Origin of the sequence: Aeromonas sp. 97A (assembly GCF_051919185.1) — a bacterium.
Lineage (GTDB): Bacteria > Pseudomonadota > Gammaproteobacteria > Enterobacterales > Aeromonadaceae > Aeromonas > Aeromonas veronii.
Genome location: NZ_JBQBFF010000001.1, coordinates 4,094,859 through 4,116,901, shown reverse-complemented (window position 1 = coordinate 4,116,901; position 22,043 = coordinate 4,094,859). Strand labels below are relative to the sequence as shown.

Below are 22,043 nucleotides of genomic sequence, written 5' to 3'. Positions count from 1 at the left end.
CTTACCTCACCTTCAGGGTGGCAAGACCCAGCAGCACCAGCACGAGGGTGATGATCCAGAAGCGCACGATGACGCGCGGCTCCGGCCAGCCCTTCTTCTCGTAGTGGTGATGGATCGGCGCCATGCGGAAGATCCGCACGCCGCGCAGCTTGTAGGAACCCACCTGCAGGATCACCGAGACGGTCTCCATCACGAAGACGCCGCCCATGATCACCAGCAGGAACTCCTGACGGACCAGCACGGCGATGGTGCCAAGCGCGCCGCCCAGCGCCAAGGAACCGACGTCCCCCATGAATACCTGCGCCGGATAGGTGTTGAACCAGAGGAAGCCTAGGCCCGCCCCGACGATGGCGGTACAGACGATCACCAGCTCGGAGGTATAGGGCACGTAGGGAATGTGCAGGTAGCTGGCAAAGTTGACGTTGCCGGTGGCCCAGGCAATCAGGGCAAAGCCCCCCGCCACCATCACGGTCGGCATGATGGCCAGGCCGTCGAGACCGTCGGTCAGGTTGACCGCATTGGAGGTACCGACGATGACAAAGTAGGTCAGCACGATAAACATCAAGCCAAGCTGCGGCATCACATCCTTGAGGAAAGGCACCACCAGCTGGGTCTGCCCCTCATGGGTTGCAGTCGCATAGAGGAACACAGCCACCGCCAGCGCTACCGCGGATTGCCAGAAATACTTCCAGCGCGCGATCAGGCCGTCGGTATTCTTGCGCACCACCTTGAGGTAGTCGTCGGCAAAGCCGATGGCGCCATAGGCACCCAGCACAAACAGCACCAGCCAGACATAGGGGTTGTCGAGGCGGCACCAGAGCAGCACAGACGTAAAAATCGCAGCAATGATCATCAGGCCACCCATGGTCGGGGTACCCCGCTTGCTGAGGTGGGACTCGGGACCATCGTTGCGGATCACCTGACCAAACTTCAGGATCTGCAGGCGACGTATCAGGCGTGGCCCCATCCAGAGGGCAACCCCCAGTCCGGTGATGATCGACAGGATGGCGCGAAACGTCAGGTAGGAGAAGACGTTGAAGAAGGTGAAGTGCGGGGTGAGCAGTTCGGCCAGCCAGACTAGCATGTGGCTGACTCCTGACGGTCTTTGACCATCTCGACGATATCTTCCATGCGGGAGCCACGTGCCCCTTTGACCAGAATCGAAATTTCCTGATGTGTATTTATCATTTGCGCAAGCACTTCAAACAACGACGCCTTGTTATCGAAATGTCGGCCCGCCGCGGCATCTGCGGTATGGCGACTCTCTTCTCCCACTGTCAGCACGGCATCCAGACCGCACTCGCGGGCATGACGGCCAACCCGGGCGTGTTGCTCGGCAGACTCCTCACCCAGTTCCCGCATATCACCAAACACCAGCACCTTGAAGCCGCCCATGGCGGTCAGGGCATCGATGCCCGCCAGCACGGACTCCACGCTAGCATTGTAGGTATCATCTACCAGGGTCAGACCGCCCCAGCGCTGCACGCAGAAGCGCCCCTTGACCGGAGCCATCTGCTCCAGCCCCGCCTTGACACCGGCGAGGGATGCGCCGAGTGCCAGACAGCCCGCGGCGGCAGCCAACGCATTGGCCACGTTGTGGCGACCCGGGATCGCCAGAGTCAGGCTCAGCTCGCCTTGCGGGGTCACCATCACGAACTCGGCGCAGCCTCGCTCGTTGAGCACAAGGTTGCGCGCGTGGAACGGCTGGCACTGATCTTCGATGGTGAAGGCGCACTGAATGCCGCGTTCCCGCCACTTCGGCCAGAATTCGTTGTCGGCATTGACGATGGCGGTGCCGCCTTCGCTCAGCCCCTCAAAGATTTCGCTCTTGGCGTGAAACACGCCTTCCAGCGAGCCGAAGCCCTCCAGATGGGCCGCCGCCACGTTGTTGATGATGGCGGCATCGGGTTTGGCCAGCGAGGTAGTCCAGGCGATCTCGCCCGGATGGTTGGCACCCAGCTCCATCACCGCAAACTTGTGCTGCGGCTCGAGGCGCAGCAGGGTGAGCGGCACGCCCACCTCGTTGTTGAAGTTGCCAGCGGTGGCCAGTACTTCCCCTTCGTTGCGCAGGATGGCGGTTGCCATCTCCTTCACCGTGGTCTTGCCGCAGCTGCCGGTAATGGCCAGCACTTTCGGGTTGATGCGCTCGCGCACCAGTTTGCCGAGGCGGCCCAGTCCTTTCAGAGTGTCGGTCACCACCAGCTGGGGGATGGCCAACGGCAGCTCACGCTCGACCAGCAGGGCAGAGGCCCCTGCCTGAACGGCCTGCTCGCAAAAATCGTGGGCATCGAAGCGCTCGCCGCGCAGGGCAACGAACAGGGCACCCGCGCCCAGTGTGCGGGTGTCGGTACTGACGACGGTGATCTCGCCATCGTTACCAATCAGACGGGCATCGAGTACCTGCGCCAGCTCGGCAAGCCTGAGGGTCATCATTTGAATGACTCCAATAATGTGTGCAAGGCGGCCGCAACGGTTTCCCGGTCGCTGTAGTGCCGCTTGTCGGTTCCAATGATCTGATAATCCTCGTGACCCTTACCGGCCACCAGGATGATGTCCTGTTTGCTCGCCTGACCGATGGCCAGCGCAATCGCCTTGACCCGGTCGTGCTCCACCTGCACCGCAGCAGGATCGCGAAGACCCGCCACCATGTCGGCCATGATCCGGGCCGGCTCCTCGGTACGGGGATTGTCGTCGGTCAGGATCACGCGATCCGCATACTGCTCGGCCATGGCGGCCATCATGGGGCGCTTGCCGCGATCGCGGTCGCCACCACAACCGACCAGACACCAGAGCTGCCCTGTGCAGTGCACCCGCAGGGCCTGCAATGCCTTCTCCAGCGCATCCGGGGTGTGGGCGTAATCGACCACCGCCAGCGGCGTATCACCACCGCCAAAGCACTCCATGCGGCCGGTCACCGGCTGCAATTGAGGCGCTGTAGCAAGCAGTTCGTTGAAGTCGTAACCGAGCGCCAGCATCACGCCCATCGCGGCCAGCACATTGCTGACGTTGAAGCGCCCGAGCAAGGGGGCGGATAATACACCATTCCCCCAGCTGGAGTTAATCTGCGCGCGAAAACCTTGCTGGTGAAAATCAAGCTGCTGCGCCGTTAATTGACGGCCAGAATGGTGTTCAATCGGGCCATCCACACTGAAGGCCACCGCTGCCGGGTATTTCTCGAGCCACTTGGCACCCAGCTCGTCATCGCGGTTGATCACTGCATTCGACTCATCGACCAGTTGCAGCAACTGCTCTTTGGCCGCGCCATAGGCTTCCATGGTGCCGTGGTAGTCGAGGTGATCCCGGCTCAGGTTGGTGAAAACGGCAGCGGCAAACGGCAGTGCGGCAACACGGTGCTGTACCAGACCGTGGCTTGAAACTTCCATCGCCACCAGATCCGCCCCCTGCGCTTGCAGCGCTGCCAGATTGGCTTGCACCTGCACGGCACTGCCGGTGGTATTTTCCGCTTCGATCAAATTGCCAAACAGGCCGTTGCCGATGGTGCCCATCACACCCGCCTTGCCACCCAGCAGGGTGCGCCAGTTGGCGACCAGCAGTGCTGTAGTGCTCTTGCCGTTGGTGCCGGTGATCCCGACCAGATCCAATTTTTGGGCTGGCTGATCGTAGAAATAGCCCGCAAGAGCAGAGAGGTGAGCGGGCAGATCCCGCATCCCGATACAGGGAACCGGAGTCGATGGTGGGATAAATTCACCATCCTCCTCAAACACAACAGCGGTCGCTCCCTGAGCCACCGCCTGTTCGATAAACCGTCTGCCATCCACCTGATGACCACGAATGGCCACGAAAAGCGAGCCGGGGCCAACCCGCCGACTATCCAGCTGGATATCGGTCAGGGTGAGCGCCGGCGCCTGGATACCGAAGGGGCGCAGTAATGCATCAAGTGCGCGGGACAAGAGAAGCCTCCGTACGGGCAAGTTTGGTGGGCACCGCTGGCGGCACCGCATCGGGACGAATATTGAAGAGCTGCAGCACCCCGCCCATGGCCTCTGCAAACGGTGGGGTCGCCACGGCGCCGCCATAATAGGCGCTGCCTTTTGGCTCGTTGATCACCACCACCATGACGAAACGGGGATCACTGGCGGGTGCGAAACCGGCAAACCAGGCCATGTAATCCTTGCCATAGCCACCGGCGACGGCGACCTTGGCGGTACCACTCTTGCCACCGACCCGATAGCCCGGGATCTTGGCTTTTGGAATGGCGTTGTCGACCACATACTCCAGCGCCTGCAACATGGCAGCGGCGTTGTTGTGATCGATAACCTGCTCACCCTTGGGCGGCGTAGTCACCTTGACGATGGAGAGCGGCACCCGTTTGCCCTTGTTGGCCAGGGTGGCGTAGGCGGAAGCCAGCTGCAGCGGGGTGACTCGCAGACCATAACCGAACGAGAGGGTTGCTCGCTCGATGTCGGACCAGCGACGACGCTGGGGCAGCATGCCGCTGCTCTCACCCATCAGCCCGCTGCCGGTATCCATGCCGAAACCGAACATGCTGAGGGTATTGATCATCTCCTGCGCCGGCATCCGCAACGCGATGCGCGACATACCGATGTTGGAGGAGTAACGCAGGATATCGTAGAGGTTGGTCGCCTTGTGGATACTGACGTCCTTGATCTGCTTGGCACCGATAAAGAGCGGACCACCGGGAATGAAATCTTTCCAGCTGGTGACGCCTGCCTGCAAGGCACTGAGCAAAATCAATGGCTTGACGGTCGAACCCGGCTCGTAGGTATCGGTCACCACCCGGTTGCGTACCCGGAAACTCTGATACTGGCCGCGGTTGTTCGGGTTATAGGAGGGGGTGTTGACCATGGCGAGTACTTCACCGGTCTTGATATCCAGCATCACCATGGAGCCGGAGGTCGCCTTGTTCTCGTCGGTTGCCCGCTTGAGGGCACGGTAGGCCAGAGCCTGCACTCGCTGATCGATACTGAGCTGCAGATCGTTGGCGTTCTTGCCCTCTTTGACGATGCCAAGCCGCTCGATGACGCGCCCCTGACGATCCTTGCGCACCCGCATTTCGCCGGGTGTCGCCGTCAGCCACTCGTTGTAGCTGCGCTCGATCCCTTCAATACCGCTGCCATCGATGTTGGTTACCCCCACCAGATGGGCGCTGATTTCGCCAGTCGGATAGAAGCGGCGCGCTTCTGGGCGCAGGTAGACGCCACCCAGCTTGAGCCCCTTGATATATTCCGCCACCGCAGGAGTAACCTGACGCTGCAGATAGACGAAGCGCTTGCTGGGGTTGGCAATGCGATGCTTGAGGGTATTGATGTCGAGCTTGAGCACGGCGGAGAGCGCCAGCCAGGCGCGCTCATTATTGATGGCCCCGGATTCATGCACCGTCTTGGGATCGGCCCAGACCGCCTCGACCGGTACCGAAACCGCCAGCTGCTCGCCGTTGCGATCGGTGATCATGCCGCGCACCGCCTGGGTAGAGGTGGTACGCAGGGAACGCATGTCACCCTCCTGACGCAGACGATCCGGATTGATCACCTGGATCCAGGCCAGACGCAGGATCAGACCCACAAACGCGATGCCGATAAACACCGCAAGCGTGCGAAAGCGCCACGGATAGATCGATGGCGCTTTGACATTCGCTTTGGCAGCTTTGGCTGTAGCCTTGCGTTTCATGGTTGGGTAATTACCTTCTCGGTGGTCACCAGCGGACGACCCATCTGCAACTTGTCCATCGCCAGACTCGCCACCCGGGAGTGTTCAGCCAGGGTGCCCTGCTCCAGCAGCAGGTGGCGCCATTCGATATTGAGGCGATCCTCTTCCGCCATCAGATCGTTCTGCTTGGCCGTCAGACCGCGGGTCATGTTGGTCACCAGGATCACGGCAAACGCGGTCACCAGCACGGCGACCGACAGAAAAATCTGCAGCTTGTGCCGCCAGAGATCCGCAACGATCTCCTTGGCCAGATGAACACGCACTTCGCTCATCGCTTACTCCGCCAACCGTTCGGCAACCCGCAGCACCGAGCTGCGTGACCGGCTGTTTTCAGATACTTCATGATCAGAAGGCTTGAGCGCCTTGCCGACCGACTTCAATTTGCGACCGCCTGCCAGCTGGGCCTCGGTCAACGGAATGCCGTAAGGCACTTCCGGCCCCTTCTCGTGCTTGCGGATGAAATGCTTTACCAATCGATCTTCCAGAGAATGGAAGCTGATCACCGACAGACGGCCATGTGGTGCCAGCACTTCCAGTGCACCGTTGAGCGCGGTTTCGATCTCGTCCAGCTCGCTGTTGATATAGATGCGAATGGCCTGGAAACTGCGGGTTGCCGCATGCTTGCCCTTCTCCTTGCTCGGATTGACCCGGGCAATCATCTCCGCCAGTTGGCGGGTACGCACATAAGGCTCGGTCACACGGTCGTGCACGATGGCACGGGCGATCTTCTTGGCAAAACGCTCCTCACCAAAGGTCTTCAGCACCCAGGCGATGTCATCCACATCGGCCTTGCCCAGCCACTCGGCGGCGCTCTGACCGGAGGTGGGGTCCATCCGCATATCGAGCGGACCATCTTTCATAAAGCTGAAGCCGCGCTCGGCATCATCCAACTGGGGTGAAGAGACCCCCAGATCCAGCAGGAAGCCATCCACCTTGCCCAGCAAACCGCGCTCATCCAGATAGGAGGCGATGCCGGAGAAGGGGCCGTGCACGATTTCGAAGCGGGGATCCTGGATCTTGGCCGCTTCGGCGATCGCCTGCGGGTCGCGGTCGATGGCGATCAGGCGGCCATTGGGGCCAAGGTGCTGCAGGATCAGACGAGAATGACCACCACGGCCAAAAGTACCGTCGACGTAGACACCGTCCGGCTTGATGGCCAGACCTTCAACGGCTTCGTGCAGCAGCACTGTGATGTGTTCAGCGACTTGGGTCATTTATAAAGAGAAATCCTGTAGTCGTGGTGAGCTTGCCCAATCGTCCCCGGGCAGACCCAAGATGTCGTCATTGACCTGTTGTTGCCAGCGGGCTTCATCCCACAGCTCAAACTTGTTGAGCTGGCCCACCAGCATGATTTTCTTGTCCAGCCCCGCATGGTTGCGCAGTGGCTGACTGAGCAGCAGACGGCCATTGCCATCCAGCTCGCATTCGGTTGCATGTCCCAGCAGCAGACGCTGCAAACGGCGCTCTTGCGGATTCATGCTGGAGAGGGTCTTGAGCTTGCGCTCGACCTCTTCCCATTCATTCAGGGGATAAAGCAGCAGACAGGGATGGGCAATATCGATGGTGCAGACCAGCTGGCCGTCGCTTTCGTCGCGCAGCCAATCACGGAATTTGGTCGGAATTGCCAGCCGCCCTTTACTGTCCAGGCTGATGGCATGAGCGCCACGCAACAAATTGCAGTCCCTGAAGGTGAGTGAGCAGGCAGATTGCCCCTCTAAAAACCACTTTGATCCACTTTTCCCCACCTTGAAGTTTAAGGACGTGCAGGGGGCTTTTCAAGCAAGGAGATGGGACAGAGGGAACATATTGACGCAGCAATTGCATGCTGCGGATTGAGTCGGTTGATTTTCCAAGAGTTATTGCTGAAAAAACAGAAAGTGATTAATAAGCAGCAAGTCGGTGAGCGGTCACTATCTGGGCGATATGATGAAACGGAACAATACCACTGCACAGAGCAAAATACTGACACATATCACTGGATAGATGATGTAACCATCTTTCGAACGGCGAGCACGCAGAGACACCAGCTGACAAAGCAACAGATTGTAAATAATCAGCAGGGATGTCAGCAGAATATTGGTGGCAAATGTCAGCTCTTGAGCGTAACCAATGTACAAGCCCATCAGAATGAAATTGGCGAGTATCAGATACAGCAAAAACTTCTGAATCGCTTTACCCGAATTTGGGCTCTTTTTTACTCGTGTTATCATGCTTGCTACGTCCTGGATTACACATGATCAGACGACCTTAAATTCAAAAAACTGTTGAGATATATCATGTTTTTATTATTGCGCGATCCTTGCTCAACAATTGCACCATGACCCAGCTCGTTTTTTTGCTAATGAGTGGGATGTTAATGATATCAACATCTTGCCATGCATATCACAATTATCACTGGCAAGCTGGTTTCCCAATCCCGATCCAGGGAAAAGGGGTCGACTTGGTCAGCCAGCAGCAGCAATTCTTGCTGAAGCAGCGCCCTTATCTCCAACAACGTCTTGCGGAGACACAGCCCGTTATTCGCTGGGTCGCGGAACAGGTTCACGAACGCAAACTGCCGCCCTTGCTTGCCTTTGTTCCTTTACTGGAAAGCAGTTACCGATTGGATGTGGTCTCTTCTGCTGGCGCCGCAGGCCCTTGGCAGCTGATGCCAGATACCGCCACCCGATTTGCCATTCCCATCACCAGCGAATTTGATGGCCGCTATTCACTGCCATTGTCGACAGAGGCTGCCCTTTCCTATCTGGCATGGCTGTATCGCTTCTTTGGCAATGACTGGCTGCTTGCTTTGGCCGCCTACAACGCAGGAGAAGGGCGGGTACTCAATGCGGTTTTAAAAGCGGGGACACGTAATATATGGGAACTGGAGCTTCCGACTGAAACACGCTTTTATGTCGCGCGCTTTGTTGCGCTGGCAAGACTGCTTGATATGGCTGACAGCTATCAGTTTCAACTTCCGCCATGGCACAGCGGCAATGATTTGCAAATATTCCGTCATCCGAACGGCTGCTCACTGCCCGCGTGGGCTCAGGCAAAGGGCGTGTCAATGAATGACGCCAGCCGCTGGAATCCGGCCTGGCAACTCCCTGTCGCGCAAGGGATAACCAATTGTCCGATCGTCTATAGCAAGGGCAAGGCCCCCACCGCCAACCGGAAGAAAGGGGCGACCGCCATTGTCAAAGCGGTCTCACTGGACAGTCTGCATGACCCCCTGTTGCTGAAAGCTGCCAGGGGGCTTGATATGAGTCGAGGCGAGATCAGGCTGGAACGCTTGCCTGATCCTCTTGGGATTCAGCAGAAGCGGCCGCTGATTGCGGCACCATGAAACAGTGGCGCCAATGGCTCAGTACCGGAGCCAAATCGACCTCTTCCGGATATGACCAGCGAGCACCATAAAAGCAGAGCTGCCGACCAATAGCGCGACGATGAGTGATGTTGCAATCCAGCGCAATTCGCGGCAACAGGGAGAGTGTCACCGTTTCGGGTAATTCAAATCGAGCAGGAGCAAGGAAACCGACCCCGCCCGGACCTATGTCTTTGATCACAGCGCGGCCAATGCTCTTGTCAAACAGCAATCCGGAAATCAGCAATCTGGCCGCAATACCACAACTCTGTGACTCGAAAGGCGTTGTTCCATCATGCAGATACCAGCGCGGTACTTTTCTGCGTGGATCATTGTGCGAGGTATGCAGCGGAAACTCGATCTCAGGGTCGTCCATGGGAAATCATCTCCTTGGCATGGCTGGTTGCCGCTTGCGTTTGGGAGCTGAAAAGTTGCTCCAGATTAGTTTCTGCCTGGGTTGTCATGACCAGCAATTCAATGCGCCGATTACGGCTGCTTTGTGGATTGCGGGTATCTTCCAGCATGGTATCGGCCATCGCGACAACCTGCCCGACCCGTTCAGGTGGCATGCCTCCCGCCAGCAACACCCGTCTTGCCATCATGGCGCGGTCTGACGATAGCTCCCAGTTGCTGTAGTTGTCACCGGCAAACGGTGTGCTGTCGGTATGGCCAGAAATCATGACCCGATTCTCGATACGCTGGAATATGGGGGCCAGCGCCATCAACATATGGCGAAAGAAAGGGCTAATACGGGCACTGCCGCGGCTATACATTTCCCGATCCGCGTCATCACGGATCAGGATCCGCAATCCTTGGGGAACAATTTGAATCTCGAGGTTATTCTTCGCCTGCATCTGCTCAGCAAGATGGTCGATAAAGCTGGCCAGCTGCTTCATCTGGGCTTCCCCCTCAAGCTTGCCTATCAACAGCTTTTCATATCCACCGCCCGGACCGTCAGAAAAAATGCTCTGATTACGGTCCATATGCTTTGGCATCAGCTGACCCTGCTGATCGAACTTGGGGTTCAACTCATCAATCACGGAGGGATTGCCACCGAGATCGGCAGGATAGGGGCTGTTGCGAATATCAAACGGGTTGGCCTCACTGTCCATGATGCTGTAGTCCCGCAGGCGGCTGGCAACGACTTCCCGCTCCTCCTGATTGGACACAGCCAGGATCCAGAGCACCATGAAGAAAGCCATCATGGCCAACGTGAAGTCGGCAAATGCCACCTTCCAGGCGCCGCCCCCTTTGGGACCGCTGTTACGACGCTGCTGGCGCTTGACGATAATCTGTTCGTGATTGCGCATTACATCGCCCTGTTGGTCACCCAATCTTCCAGCTCAAGGAAGCTTGGTTTGACTTCAGGTTCCAGGATCTTGCGACCCGAATCGACGGCAAGCAGCGGTGTCTTGCCACGCAACTGGGCAATCAGGATCGACTTGATGCACATCAACAGGCCGATACGGCGCTTGACCATCTCTTCCATGGCATTGCTGATTGGCTCCAGCAAGCAGTAGCAGAGGAAAATACCGATAAAGGTGCCTACCAGCGCCGCCGCCACATGGACACCGATATTGCTCAGGGGGCCGTCCAGTTGCTGCATGGTGATGATGATCCCCATCACCGCAGCAAGAATGCCGAAGCCCGGGCAGGCCTCGCCGGTTTTGTGCAAGGCATGAGCAGGCTTGAGCATGTCCTCTTCAATGGCCATGATCTCCTGCTCCAGCACGGTATCCAGTTCATGGGGTGTGATCTTGCCCATTCCGAGCAGACGCAGGTTATCGATAATGAAACCAAGCAGTTGGGGATCTTCCGAAATCTGGGGATACATCAAGAAAACCGAGCTCTGCTGGGGATTTTCAATATGCTCGTCGAGCGCCTTCATACCCTTGTTGCGTGTCTCTTCAAGCAGTTGATGCATCAGAGTCAACAGCTCACGATAGACCTCTTTCTCTTCTTTATTCGCTTTGAAGCACATCTTTATCTGCCGCCACATTTCATGCATCACCTCTTTCGAGTTGCCCAGAAACATGGAGCCTACCGCTGCGCCGATGATGATGATGAGCTCGGCTGGCTGCCACAAGGCTGCGAGGTTTCCCCCGGCCATCATGAAGCCACCCAGCACGCACACTAATATGACGCCGATGCCAATCTGTTTTTGCATGAATGTTCCCGCACGATACAAGAAGGGTCACCAGTAAAGGTGAAGCACTACTATATGGAGTCGACCAATCGCTGCTTTAGCTGAAGTACACATTGTTTGTGCAGCTGACAAACCCGGGATTCGGTTAATCCAAGCACCAGCGCGATCTCTTTCATATTGAGCTCTTGCTGGTAATAGAGGGAAAGCAATAACTGCTCGCGTTTATCCAGAGTGGCCAACACCTTGCTGATGGTCATCGCCATATCGACATCATCAGACTCTGTGGTCGGAGCTTTGCCGCCATTCTCCAGCCACTCTTCCAGACTCTGCAGCGCTTCAGCCTGGCTGGCGTAGGACAACTGACGCACCTCATCCACCGAACAGTCGAGCGCAGCAGCAAGTTCTTGCTCTGAGGGGGGGCGCCCCAAACGATTGTGCAGTTCACGCTGCGCCTGATTATGGCCGTGTACCTGCTGTCGCAGTTGGCGGGGTCGCCAATCCAGACGGCGCAACTCATCGAGCATGGCGCCACGAATCCGTTTGAAGGCATAACTTTCAAACTGGGCATCGGGCTCGCTGCCATAACGGCGCCACGCCTCCAGCAATCCCATCATTCCCACCTGCTCCATGTCCTCCTGATCAAAACAGGCACTGACCTGGCTGCGCAGATGGCTGGCGGCTCGCTTCACCAAGGGTAGATAGCGAGCAAGAATAGCAGGCTCTCCCGTGCGAGGAAGTTGCGGAGTATCGGCAAACTCTTGTTGAGCATCCCAAACGGAATCAGTCATATCGTGGCTACTGTACCAGTACCTTGGTGATCAGCACTTCATCAAGATAGGGCTTATAGCCATATCCCTGTACCGTAGTGACCAGCTTGTCGCGCAGAGAGACTTGCAACTTGGAAATATTCTGCAGCTCGACTTTTACGTCATCATGGGAGCGGTGGCTGAAATACTGCACCATGGCATTGCGGATCAGTGGCGTCAGTTCATCCAGCTTGGCAACCTGCGCCGGGTTGTAGGTCACCAGTGCCAGCTCCAGCACCAGATAATGAGACTGTTCACCCCCTTCCAGACTGATAACAAAGCGCTCCATCGGCTTGAACAGCGGAGTGCTGCTCAGCTCGGGCCTTGGCTCTGCCAATCCGAGCCAGACTTCGACCACATCGCGCTTAAGCCATGCGCCATAGGCCAGTATGGCCAACAGACACAGAGCCATGACGAATATCATCAACCACTTCATGACACGACGCATAATGTAAAACCACTCTCGCTGTTACGGGTTAAAAATCAGACCAGTGTATTGAGCCAGTCGTGCACCGTATCCCATTGGGAATCCGGATCATCCTGCCACTGGCGGCGGCCAGCCAGGATCTTCTCCTGTTGCCACCGCTCCTGCTGTCCCTGTTCGCCACCCTGCCCCACATTGACCTCGACCCCGCCGGCATGATGGGGGGCCAAACTCATGCGCAAGCGCTCCATCGACTGGATCATCGCATCGCGCACCGCCGGATTGGTCACGTTCAACTGGACATTGAGCCGGTCACCATCGAGCTTGACGGTCAACTCCAGTCGCCCGAGCTCTGGCGGATCCAGCCGGATGTGGGCCTGTTTCACCTGTTGATTGACCTGCAGTTCAACCTTGTCCTGAAGCAGGCTAACCAGCTGCTGTCCCCACTGGCTCTGGTTGTCTGACAACCGGACAGGTGCCCATTGATAGTCGACCGGACGCAGCGGTGCAGCGGCGAGTTGTCCAACTGCCAGCTGGCGAGCATCTGGCAACCTGTTTTCTACCGCAGCGGTATCAGGCACATTTCCAGCATCGAGACCGGCGGCCATAATCGGCAAGGTGAAGCGGCCGGGCAATACACCGGTTTGCCCATTTGATTTGGCAAGCAACGTAGAAAGCGCCTGTTCTGCAGCAGCAGAGACCGTTTCACGACGCGGCATCACCTCTTGCTCGGGCAGCGTGGTCGCACTCCCCATCAATGCACGAAGAGAGGGCGGCAATTTGTTATCCACCACCACCTGCTGGCCACCGGTGCTACCTTCAGCTCGGGAAAAAGTACGGCTCACACGAAAACCATCAAGATCGGCATCACTCACTCTGACAAAGAGAGGAGGCATATTGGTAAACGCTTGCAGCTGTTCAGCCGGGTCGCCTTCCATCCTTGGCTGTTCGTTCTCTTTTTCCTCTACCGCAACATCGCTGGCAGCCAGCTCGGGCAAGGGCAATGCAACCAGAGGGTCAACCGCCTCATCCAGCGGTTGATATAACTCCCCTTCACTGCCGGCTTGGCCGGACAAACGGTTCAAGGCCGTGACATCCGGCAAATACGCAGCGTCAAAACCGCTAAATTGAATCAATCCCATTGCTCTGTCTCACCGTAGGCGGTCAAGCCTTCACGAATCGAAGAAAGCTGCTGCCACTCCTGTTTACGAACCTGGGTCTCCTGCTCGCAGAGTTGCAATGCCTGTCGATACAAAATTCGGGCTTTATCTCTTGCTGGTTGCAACGCAGCCCAGAGTTGGGGATTCCGGCTAACTTGAGAGACAAATTGTGCAAAACGTCCATCGGTTAGCCTGACTGCATCCCACTGGCCAGCTTGCGCTTGTTGCAGCAAGAGCGTACCCAACCCCAATAACTGACGCTGGCGAGTCTGCAGTTCGGTCTCACGCAACACGGGAGCAATACCTGACATGACGAGCCCCAAAAAGAAGATGAACCAGCCCACAAGCAAGGAGTGGGCCAGACCGAGAACCAAGAAATTTCAATATGTTGGGCGTGAGAAAGAACAGAGAGGAAGGAAGTACTACTTCCGTATTAACGAGGATGACGCGCCATTGCTTCCCAACCCTCTTTCAGCTCTTGCAGGATTTTGCGCACTTCGGCGAACCCCTCAACATTGTTGGAAACGCTGATTTCGAACAATTTTTGACCACAGTAGTCATAAAGACGATGCAGATTAACCGCCAGTTCGCCCCCCTTATTCATATCAAGCGCACTGTCCAGCCCCCCCAGGATCTGCAGACACTTGTTGATGGCCAACCCTTTGCGCTCAAACTGTTTGGCCAAGATATGCCCTTCGGCTCTGGCTATCTCGTCAAGCAAGCCATCCATCAACATCAATACCAACTGATATGGATCGGCACTGGCCGCCTTGGCTTCTGTGGCAGCAAATCGATAGGCGTCGTAGCCATCTTCGGATTCAAACATGGGTCACTCGCTATTGCAGGTTCAAAACCAGTTCATCCAGGGGAAAAGCTTAAAGTGCTCCCATGGTCTGCATCATCTGGTTCATGGTGGTGAATTGATTGAGGTAACGCTTGTAAACAGACTCCATCCGTTTATTCAGCGACTCCATTTTATCATCAAGTCGCTTTTGATTGGCTTCCAATGTGCTCTTGCGAGTGGCCATCACACCATTAGTCTTGGAGAAAGGATCGAGCACCTTGCTCATCCGCTTGAGCAAACCGTCATCCCCCATCAGCGCCTTGCCCAGCAGTTCAGGGTCCTTCTCGAGCGACTTTTTGAAATCCGAGTCACTAAACGCCAACTTGCCCGATTTCTCGGTTTTGATACCAAGCTGAGTCAGGGTCATGCCAGCAGGAAGATTGCGAACCGCGTTGGCCAGCGCACCTTTCAAACCTCGCACCGTGGCATCAGAAGCCAGTACGCCTTTCGCCTTGATATCGGTGGATGTCTCTTTGTTCAACAGATCCAGCAACTCATTGTAACTATCAACAAATTTCTTCAATGAGCCGGTGACGGCTTCATTGTCATAAGCCACTGTCACCTGCATCGGGCCATCGGTTGGCTTTTGCACCTTGGTGAGATCCAGCGTCAGCCCTTCAACTACGTTTTCAATTTTGTTGGTCGGCGATTTGATCTCCAGCGCACCGTCGCCAACCCCCATCTTGATGATGGAGTCCTGACCCGGGGTGATCACCTTGCCATCGATAAAAGCCTTGCCGAAGGCTGAAGCCGGGTCGCCATCATAGGTGGGGGTAAACACCTTGGCTACTCCGCTCTCTTTGCTGGTCAGCACCAGGTTAACCTTGCCATCCGTGCGGATCAGGCTTGCCTTAACCCCTGGGTTATCCGCCGAATCATTTATCGCAGAAACCAGACTCTGGGCTGTCGCACCCGCAGGCAAGGTCGCCAAGTCGATAGCAAACGCCTTGCCATCAAGGGTGAACGACACTTTGCCGGAGGTTGGCAATGGCGCCTTTTCATCTGCCAGTTGCACCCCGAACTGATGGGCCTGTGCCAGTTGCTTGACCTCAAAGTTATATTGCCCCGGGGTCGCCTTGCCATTGCTGGTGACCGTCATGATCCCCTCTTGCGAGAGGCTGGCTTTCTGGGCCTGCAACGTCGCTGGCTTGTTCATATCTTTCAGCAGAGTCTGAAAGCTGGAGAGCTTGGAGTTAATGGATGACAGCGAACTCTGCTGCGCCTTGACATTGGCCAGCTGCCCCTTGAGCAGCTTGTCCATGTTCTTGCGCTCATTGGTCACCATGTTCATCGCGGCTGAAGCGGGATCGACCTGCATATATCAACTCCTTCGGTATCAGGGCAAGACTTGCTTGTTGAAAAAGGCTGTTACACCAGCACTTTTCAACCGGCAAGGGGAAGAAAAGAGGCCGCCACACAGGTGGCGGCCCTTATAGCGATTAACGCAGCAGACCGGTGACCATACCAGTCATCTGGTTTGCCTGACCCAGCACAGACATGCCAGCTTGCATCAGCATCTGGTTCTTGGTCATGTTGGTGCTTTCGGTGGCGAAATCGGCATCCATGATGCGCCCCTTGGCGATATCGGTGTTCTCTTTCATGTTGGAGAGGTTGTTAACGGTGTGCTCCAGACGGTTGATATTGGCACCGAAAGCGGAACGTACGCTGGTGATATCCTGCATAAAGGATTCCAGCTCACCGATGGCTTTCTGGGCATGCTCTTGGCTTTGCAGACCAAGAGTCAAAGTGCCTGAGTCCAGACCAGAACCTGCGGTCATAGCAGCAGCACTTACATTATTTAGTGCTTTTTGCTTATCTTCGACATCAATTTGTTTAGTAACAACAACTCCGTTTTGAGCATCAGCTGCTTTTTTTGCTGTCTCCCAATCACCTTTTTTGGCTGGGTCAGCATCATAAAGGCGTTTAGCGTCATCTTCTGTTTTCTTGAGAGGAGCATATTTATCTTTTTCTGCCTGTAGCGCCAACTTTGCATCTTCTACAGCTTTTGTAGGAGCGGCAATTGCAGCTAAAGCATCTTGATCAACTTTACTCATTGGGGCTCCACCGACAACTTTCTTCAGTGTTTCACCAATATCTACGGTAAGTGTTTCTTTATCAGTGCCGCCAATCTGGAAAGTCACTTTACCCTTGGCAAATTTGCCATTGGTACTATCCAACAGGTTTTCACCACCAAAGGTGGTATTGCCAGCGATATTTTTCAGCTCTTTGGTCAGCTCACCAAATTCGGCATTCATGGCGGCAATATCTTTATCGCTGCTGGTGCCGTTGGCGGCCTGAGTGGCCAGATCCTTCATGCGCTGAACGATATTGGTCATCTCGTCCATGGCACCTTCGGCAGTCTGCATCATGGAGATGGCATCCTGGGCGTTGCGCATACCGGTCTTCTGGCTGTTGGACTGGGATTGCAGACGGGTGGCGATTTGCAGACCAGCAGCATCGTCAGCAGCAGAGTTGATGCGCATACCGGTACCCAGACGCTGCATGGCAGTGCTGGCCAGCTTGTTGGTTGAAGCCAGCTGATTCTGGGTGACCATGGCGGCAAAGTTGGTGTGGATTGACAGACTCATTTTCGTTTCCTCGAAATAGATGCTGCCACAGGCAGCGTTTGGGTTGACCCCAATGAAGAACGACCACGGCGTCGTGAAAATTAAATCTTTTTTTGCTGAACAGCAGTTTCTCTTGGCCCCCCACGTTCGGATGCGAAACAGTGGGCCCGCGAGCAGACAGCGCCGTCACTGGCACAAGAGGGCATCACAGAGATAAAAAAACCGCACAAGTCAGCTTGTGCGGTTTTTTACAAGGAGACAGCTCAGCGCTATCAAGTGAGTAACGCAACCACCCCTTGACGAGTGACATTGGCCTGCGCCAGCAGACCGGACATGGTGCCCATATAACCGCCTTGTGAGAGGCGAGCTGCCAGAGAGGATTGCAACTGTGCCAGCTCCTCCTGTTTCAGGTTCTGACTGCGAGCCTTGACCTTGTCCAGTTGCAGCACCATCTTCTGGCGAAACTGTTTCAACTCCCGAACCGATTGCTCAATCTCGCCAAGTACTTTTTGCAGCCGCTGCCGCTCCTGACGGATCTCCCCTTTGGCAATCCCTTCGGCCATGTGAGTCAGCGCTCCGGCCCTGGGCTTGAACTGCACCGGGATCGGGTTGCCAGCCGGGATACGAATCCCCTCGCCCCGGATCAGTACCGGCTCATCCAGTTTGCGACGATGGGGTTCAGCGACAGAGAGCTCCAGCTTGCCTAACTCATTCAGCCGAGCCCGGATATGCTCTTTACGCAGCGCCCGATCGAGTATGGTTGCGACCTCCCCCTCTCGCGCTCCGGCCGGGATGGTCACCTCCACCGCACTACTGCTTTGGGGGAAAGAAAACACCAGTCGCTCAGTGCTATTTTTGGCGCTTAATAAATCCAGATGCTCGGCACTGAACCGGGTGCGTAGCTCCTGAGGTGACGCAAGAAGTCTGGGCTTGAGATCGTCAGTCAAAGGGCCTCTTGGTTGGGTGACTTTCTCTTCCAGCATTTTTAAGCGGTTGGCAACGTCACTGCTAGCCAGCTCACGCTGACCCAACTGGCGTTCCAGCCGCTTCAATTCACCCCAAACCTGATTGAGTGCCTGTTCCCCACCCTGAGCATGAGCAATGCGTTGTTGCGCTGCGCCGATCAGGGCCCATCTATCCATCCGGATAATATTGGGGTGGCGCTCGTTCTGCTTTCGATTTTCCGGAGTGTGAGCCTGTGCAGTTGCGCGGCCCTGCAACTTGGGCTTTGCCTGCGCCTCGGCAACGCCCCCAAGACGGGTTTGCTGGATCTGCATCATGACTCCTTCACTCGTTACGGCATGTAGTTGAACAGGCTAAGGCCATTAACCTTGGCAAAAGCTTGCTGTTGCACCTGTAATGCCATCAGGACATGGGCCTGTCGGGTCGCGGCCTCGGCATAATCCAGCGACTCTATCTGGTTACTCACTTCCTTGCTATAGACACCTTTCTCGGCATGGCTCTCGTCAATCTGATCCAGCAGATTGATCCGGGCACCAATCGTGCTCACCGCCTGGCTGATACTATCTTGCAGCGTCTGGCTGCGGCCGAGCATGGCTCGGGCTTGATCGACGGCGTCAGGTGCTGCGTCATTAATTGCCTTCACCATGCTATCGAGTCGTTTGAAAAAATCGTCAGGCTGCAGAAACAGCTGGTCAGCCGTCTGGTTCAAGCCCACAGTGACGCCGTTGGCAATACTGACCTCACGCACCAGATTGTCCCCCTGGTAGCTGTAGTCACCACTAGCCTGCTTTACCAATGCAGTCTGATCAACCTTGCTACCGGTAAAGAGGCTGGAGCCACTCTCGTTACGTGCATTGGCCAGATCCAGCAGACCATCCTTGATAATGGCGACCTCACTGGCCACCGCTTTGCGATCCGCATCCGACAAAGAGCCTGTTGCAGCAGTCTGGGTCAACTCCCGCAACCGCATCAGCATGTTGGTCATGGTTTCAAACTGCAGTTCCCCCTGAGAGAGCTGGCTCTTGGCATTGGCAATATTTTTCTGGTACTGCGCCATCGCCACCTGCTCTTTCTGCAAGCCCAGCAGTTGCACACTGCCAACAGGATCATCAGAGGGCTGAAGGATGCGTTTTTGCGTGGAGATTTGGCGATCGAGCCGGGCATATTCACCGAAGCCATGCTGCAAGTTGTCTAGCATGCTGAGCTGGATCTGGTTGGTACTGATGCGCATGGTCACCCTCCTCAGAACATATTCAGAATGGAATTGAAGAGTTGTTCCGAGGTGCTGATCACCTTGGCATTGGCCTGATAAGCCTTGGTGTAAGCCATGACTTTCACCCCCTCCTCATCGGTATTCACACCGCTGACACTGCTCAGCTTGGCCGCCATCTGTTTTTCCATATTGGCATCGGCCTGCATGCTCGCTTTCGCCTGCCCGCTCTGCACCGCCATCTTGCCAAGCAGGGCACTATAGGCATCGTATTGGCCATTTTTTATCGTCAGCAGGTCCTGCAAGTTGCGGTTATCGCCCTTGCCGCCACCTGCCTTGGCAAAAGCAAGATTGTCTCCGGTAAAACCATCAGCCACCCGCAATGTTCCCAACGCATTGATGTAGTTACCATGGATATCTTTTGTTTCGTCAAAAGCGAATAGCGGTTTCCCGGTTACTCCATGAAGGTCAAAGCCACCGGCCTGTTTGGCATTGAAATCCTCTGCCAGCTTGCCCGCTATCTGATTCAACGCCTCTCTGGTCGGCCGCAATACTGTGGTGCGATAATCCATCACACCCGCCAGCGAACCACCATGCAATTTAGGAACTTCAAACGTCTGACCACCGAAAGCGAGGCTGAGTTTATCGCCAGCAAGCGCGAGAGTACTGCTGCTTCCTCCCAACACCAGCGGCTGTCCTTGCGGCAGGCTGATCGCGAAAGCGCCGTCACTCTGACGATTAACCCGCACTTCCATATAGGTCGACAACTCACGAACAACCTGTTCGCGACTATCTTCCAGCGCTGAGGTATTGACTCCCTTGGCGGCTTGATCGCCAATCTGGACATTCAATTCGGCCAGTTGTGAAAGGTAGCTGTTCACTTGGGAAACAGTGCTGCTCAACTGATCGTCGATCTGTTTTTCCTGGGTGACCAGGCTCTCGCCCAGCTGGGTAAAGCGGTTGGCGAGGGCCCCAGCCGAGCTGACGATCTGGCTGCGCTGTGCCGGGGTTTCTGGACTGTCGAGCGCAGCACTGAGCGAGGCAAAAAAGCTGTCGAGCCCTTTTGCGATATTCATCGACTCACTGCCCAGCAACTGCTCTGCCGTATTGATGTATTGATGAAAGGCATAAGAAGAACCGGTGGCCGAACGGCTACGCCAGTGTTGAGCAACCAGATAGTCATCCGTTACCCTGCGTACCCCTGTCACCTCGACACCGGCACCATTATCCAACCGCCCGAAACCGGACAGACTGCCCATCATGGCTTCCTGACGGCTATACCCGATGGTATTGACGTTCGCGATATTCTGGGCGGTCAGGTTCAATGCAATCTGGGCTGCATTTAGTCCGCTGGCGCCGATATTGAGCAGTGACATCAGTCAACCTTCTTCATTTTTACCGAGTTGAGAGGCTGGCTGAACGCAGCCAGGGTCTGCTGCTCTGAAGCGACCACCCCGTCCGGATTCTTTAATGACGGAGCCAGCTGGTTGACCATCTGCTCCCGCAGACCTATGCCACCTCGCTTGACCATGCTCATCGCCAACTGGCTGTCATACATATCGCGATAGAGGGATTGCCCCTTGATAATCTTGTCGTCCTCATCCTGCAGGGCATCCGTCGCCGAGCGCATATGTTTGAGCACGGTTTGCAAAAAACTGACTTCAAACTGACCGGCTGCAGCATCCAGCGCGGCACGCTGATCCGGGTTGCTTTTGATTTGCTGCAATTCATTGAGATCCTGATAAAAACCGGGATCCGAGCTAATTCTGGTCATGATAATCCTTAGATAACCACCAACTCACCTTCGAGGGCGCCAGCCTCATCAAGCGCTTGCAAGATGGCCATAACATCATCGGGGGTTGCACCGAGTGAGTTGACAGCCTTGACGATCACTTCCAAGGAAGTGCCATCCGGCCAGACAAACATGTTGTTACGTTCCCGATCGACCTGGATCTTGGAGTTGGGGGTAGTGGTGGTCTGCCCGTTGGAGAAGGCGTTGGGCTGACTGACCGTCTGACTCTCGCCAATCGTCACCGTCAGACTGCCATGACTGACGGCAGCCTTGTGAACCTTGACCCCCTGCCCCATCACCACAGTGCCGGTTCGACTGTTGAAGACCACTTTCGGCCGTTCCTGACCCGGATCCACCTTGATATCTTCCAACAGAGCCATAAACGCGATGCGCTGACTCTCGTCTCTGGGGGCTGCAACCTGAATCCGCCCGGCACTCACCGCTCGGGCAACCGGCCCCAGCTGATGGTTGATGGCTCGCTCCACATTGCGCGCGGTCTTGAAGTTGGGTTGATGCAGATTGAGGGTCACTTCCGGCTTTTCGGCAAAATTGCTGACCACCTCTCGCTCGATGGTGGCGCCATTGGGGATAATCCCGGCTGTCGGCACGTTAATCGTGACCGATGAACCTGATTGCCCTTCCGCTTTCACCCCGGCGACGACCAGATTGCCCTGCGCCACGGCATAGACTTCACCGTCGATACCACGCAGGGGGGTCAGCAGCAGAGAGCCGCCACGCAGACTCTTGGCATCACCAATGGAAGTCACGGTCACATCGAGCAACTGCCCCTTACCAGCCAAGGCGGGTAGCGTGGCCTGAACCGAAACGGCTGCTACGTTCTTGAGCTTGGGATCAATATCGTCCGGTAACTGCACCCCAAACTGCTTGAGCATGTTGGCCATGGATTGGCCGGTAAATTTGACCTGGCTTTTGTCACCGGTTCCGGAGAGACCGACCACCAGACCATAACCCACCAGCTGGTTGGTTCTCAGCCCCTGCACATCGGCAATATCCAGCAAGGCTCGTTTGGCCGGTGCGGCAGCCTGACTCACCCAGGGCATGCTGAGACACAGCAGGGCGATAAACCATCTGTTCATGTG

At 56.1% G+C, this 22,043-nt stretch carries 24 protein-coding genes; 2 read left to right on the top strand and 22 right to left on the bottom strand.

Translation table 11 applies throughout. The annotated features are described in order from the left end of the window. Nucleotide 1: 1 nt before the first annotated feature. The 7 genes from mraY to mraZ are packed head-to-tail and all read right to left on the bottom strand — an operon-like array spanning nt 2 to nt 7,361. The gene (gene mraY, locus ACTG27_RS18885) at nt 2-1,084 is read right to left on the bottom strand and encodes a phospho-N-acetylmuramoyl-pentapeptide-transferase (protein WP_005356635.1); all 1,083 of its coding nucleotides are present in this window, start codon (nt 1,082-1,084) and stop codon (nt 2-4) included. Next, nucleotides 1,078-2,433, bottom strand: a complete 1,356-nt coding sequence (locus ACTG27_RS18880; protein ID WP_439980174.1) for a UDP-N-acetylmuramoyl-tripeptide--D-alanyl-D-alanine ligase — start codon at nt 2,431-2,433, stop codon at nt 1,078-1,080. The genes mraY and ACTG27_RS18880 overlap by 7 nt, the downstream gene beginning before the upstream one ends. Continuing rightward, on the bottom strand, nt 2,430-3,962 hold the full coding sequence (gene murE, locus ACTG27_RS18875) for a UDP-N-acetylmuramoyl-L-alanyl-D-glutamate--2,6-diaminopimelate ligase (protein ID WP_439980173.1): 1,533 nt from the start codon (nt 3,960-3,962) through the stop codon (nt 2,430-2,432). The genes ACTG27_RS18880 and murE overlap by 4 nt, the downstream gene beginning before the upstream one ends. Next, on the bottom strand, nt 3,895-5,649 hold the full coding sequence (locus tag ACTG27_RS18870) for a peptidoglycan glycosyltransferase FtsI (RefSeq protein WP_005336163.1): 1,755 nt from the start codon (nt 5,647-5,649) through the stop codon (nt 3,895-3,897). Before ACTG27_RS18870 ends, murE begins: the two co-directional genes overlap by 68 nt. Continuing rightward, nucleotides 5,646-5,960, bottom strand: coding sequence for a cell division protein FtsL (gene ftsL, locus ACTG27_RS18865; protein ID WP_005336166.1), 315 nt, complete (start codon nt 5,958-5,960; stop codon nt 5,646-5,648). The genes ACTG27_RS18870 and ftsL overlap by 4 nt, the downstream gene beginning before the upstream one ends. A gap of 3 nt (nt 5,961-5,963) precedes the next feature. Next, nucleotides 5,964-6,902 carry a 16S rRNA (cytosine(1402)-N(4))-methyltransferase RsmH gene (rsmH, locus tag ACTG27_RS18860; RefSeq protein WP_420939024.1) on the bottom strand — a complete coding sequence of 313 codons (939 nt, stop codon included), beginning with the start codon at nt 6,900-6,902 and terminating at the stop codon, nt 5,964-5,966. Then, nucleotides 6,903-7,361, bottom strand: a complete 459-nt coding sequence (mraZ, locus tag ACTG27_RS18855) for a division/cell wall cluster transcriptional repressor MraZ (RefSeq protein WP_013723406.1) — start codon at nt 7,359-7,361, stop codon at nt 6,903-6,905. It abuts the gene before it with no gap. A gap of 114 nt (nt 7,362-7,475) precedes the next feature. On the opposite strand from mraZ, the gene ACTG27_RS18850 reads away from it, so the two are divergent. Together ACTG27_RS18850 and ACTG27_RS18845 are read left to right on the top strand one after the other, a co-directional pair. Beyond that, the gene (locus ACTG27_RS18850) at nt 7,476-7,925 is read left to right on the top strand and encodes a hypothetical protein (protein WP_159157764.1); all 450 of its coding nucleotides are present in this window, start codon (nt 7,476-7,478) and stop codon (nt 7,923-7,925) included. A gap of 80 nt (nt 7,926-8,005) precedes the next feature. Next, nucleotides 8,006-9,013, top strand: a complete 1,008-nt coding sequence (locus ACTG27_RS18845) for a lytic transglycosylase domain-containing protein (RefSeq protein ID WP_439980171.1) — start codon at nt 8,006-8,008, stop codon at nt 9,011-9,013. Here ACTG27_RS18845 and ACTG27_RS18840 read toward each other — a convergent pair. The 15 genes from ACTG27_RS18840 to fgIL form a co-directional block, all read right to left on the bottom strand. Continuing rightward, nucleotides 8,946-9,407, bottom strand: coding sequence for a hypothetical protein (locus ACTG27_RS18840; RefSeq protein ID WP_115521595.1), 462 nt, complete (start codon nt 9,405-9,407; stop codon nt 8,946-8,948). The two genes, ACTG27_RS18845 and ACTG27_RS18840, sit on opposite strands and share 68 nt — an antisense overlap. Next, nucleotides 9,394-10,341 (bottom strand): lateral flagellar motor protein LafU, encoded by a 948-nt coding sequence (gene lafU / locus ACTG27_RS18835; RefSeq protein WP_439980170.1) that lies wholly within the window; start codon nt 10,339-10,341, stop codon nt 9,394-9,396. Before lafU ends, ACTG27_RS18840 begins: the two co-directional genes overlap by 14 nt. Then, a complete protein-coding gene (gene lafT / locus ACTG27_RS18830; protein WP_019444796.1) occupies nt 10,341-11,198 on the bottom strand; it encodes a lateral flagellar motor stator protein LafT in 858 nt (285 codons plus the stop codon). The genes lafU and lafT overlap by 1 nt, the downstream gene beginning before the upstream one ends. Nucleotides 11,199-11,248: 50 nt before the next feature. Continuing rightward, the gene (gene lafS / locus ACTG27_RS18825; RefSeq protein ID WP_047438672.1) at nt 11,249-11,965 is read right to left on the bottom strand and encodes a lateral flagellar system RNA polymerase sigma factor LafS; all 717 of its coding nucleotides are present in this window, start codon (nt 11,963-11,965) and stop codon (nt 11,249-11,251) included. Between the two features lie 7 nt (nt 11,966-11,972). Then, nucleotides 11,973-12,395 (bottom strand): lateral flagellar basal body-associated protein LafF, encoded by a 423-nt coding sequence (gene lafF, locus ACTG27_RS18820; RefSeq protein ID WP_272868844.1) that lies wholly within the window; start codon nt 12,393-12,395, stop codon nt 11,973-11,975. A 71-nt stretch (nt 12,396-12,466) separates the two neighbouring features. After that, entirely contained in the window at nt 12,467-13,492 is a 1,026-nt protein-coding gene (locus ACTG27_RS18815; protein WP_368149916.1) for a flagellar hook-length control protein FliK, read from the bottom strand. A 47-nt stretch (nt 13,493-13,539) separates the two neighbouring features. After that, the gene (locus ACTG27_RS18810; protein ID WP_234921483.1) at nt 13,540-13,941 is read right to left on the bottom strand and encodes a LafX; all 402 of its coding nucleotides are present in this window, start codon (nt 13,939-13,941) and stop codon (nt 13,540-13,542) included. Between the two features lie 59 nt (nt 13,942-14,000). After that, entirely contained in the window at nt 14,001-14,393 is a 393-nt protein-coding gene (lafC, locus tag ACTG27_RS18805; protein WP_005336195.1) for a lateral flagellar export chaperone LafC, read from the bottom strand. Nucleotides 14,394-14,442: 49 nt separating this feature from the next. After that, complete coding sequence (gene lafB / locus ACTG27_RS18800) at nt 14,443-15,729, bottom strand: lateral flagellar capping protein LafB (protein ID WP_374884854.1); 1,287 nt, start codon at nt 15,727-15,729, stop codon at nt 14,443-14,445. A gap of 121 nt (nt 15,730-15,850) precedes the next feature. Further along, on the bottom strand, nt 15,851-16,999 hold the full coding sequence (locus ACTG27_RS18795; protein ID WP_362775096.1) for a flagellin N-terminal helical domain-containing protein: 1,149 nt from the start codon (nt 16,997-16,999) through the stop codon (nt 15,851-15,853). 251 nt (nt 17,000-17,250) lie between these two features. Then, nucleotides 17,251-18,258 carry a hypothetical protein gene (locus ACTG27_RS18790; protein ID WP_368149914.1) on the bottom strand — a complete coding sequence of 336 codons (1,008 nt, stop codon included), beginning with the start codon at nt 18,256-18,258 and terminating at the stop codon, nt 17,251-17,253. A gap of 14 nt (nt 18,259-18,272) precedes the next feature. After that, nucleotides 18,273-19,172, bottom strand: a complete 900-nt coding sequence (gene lfgL, locus ACTG27_RS18785) for a lateral flagellar hook-associated protein LfgL (protein WP_368149913.1) — start codon at nt 19,170-19,172, stop codon at nt 18,273-18,275. An 11-nt stretch (nt 19,173-19,183) separates the two neighbouring features. Continuing rightward, the gene (lfgK, locus tag ACTG27_RS18780) at nt 19,184-20,527 is read right to left on the bottom strand and encodes a lateral flagellar hook-associated protein LfgK (protein ID WP_439980168.1); all 1,344 of its coding nucleotides are present in this window, start codon (nt 20,525-20,527) and stop codon (nt 19,184-19,186) included. Next, on the bottom strand, nt 20,527-20,925 hold the full coding sequence (locus tag ACTG27_RS18775; RefSeq protein ID WP_019444809.1) for a rod-binding protein: 399 nt from the start codon (nt 20,923-20,925) through the stop codon (nt 20,527-20,529). Before ACTG27_RS18775 ends, lfgK begins: the two co-directional genes overlap by 1 nt. 8 nt (nt 20,926-20,933) lie before the next feature. After that, nucleotides 20,934-22,040: a lateral flagellar basal body P-ring FlgIL gene (gene fgIL / locus ACTG27_RS18770; RefSeq protein WP_043821934.1), complete on the bottom strand. Its 1,107-nt coding sequence runs from the start codon at nt 22,038-22,040 to the stop codon at nt 20,934-20,936. Nucleotides 22,041-22,043 lie beyond the last annotated feature (3 nt).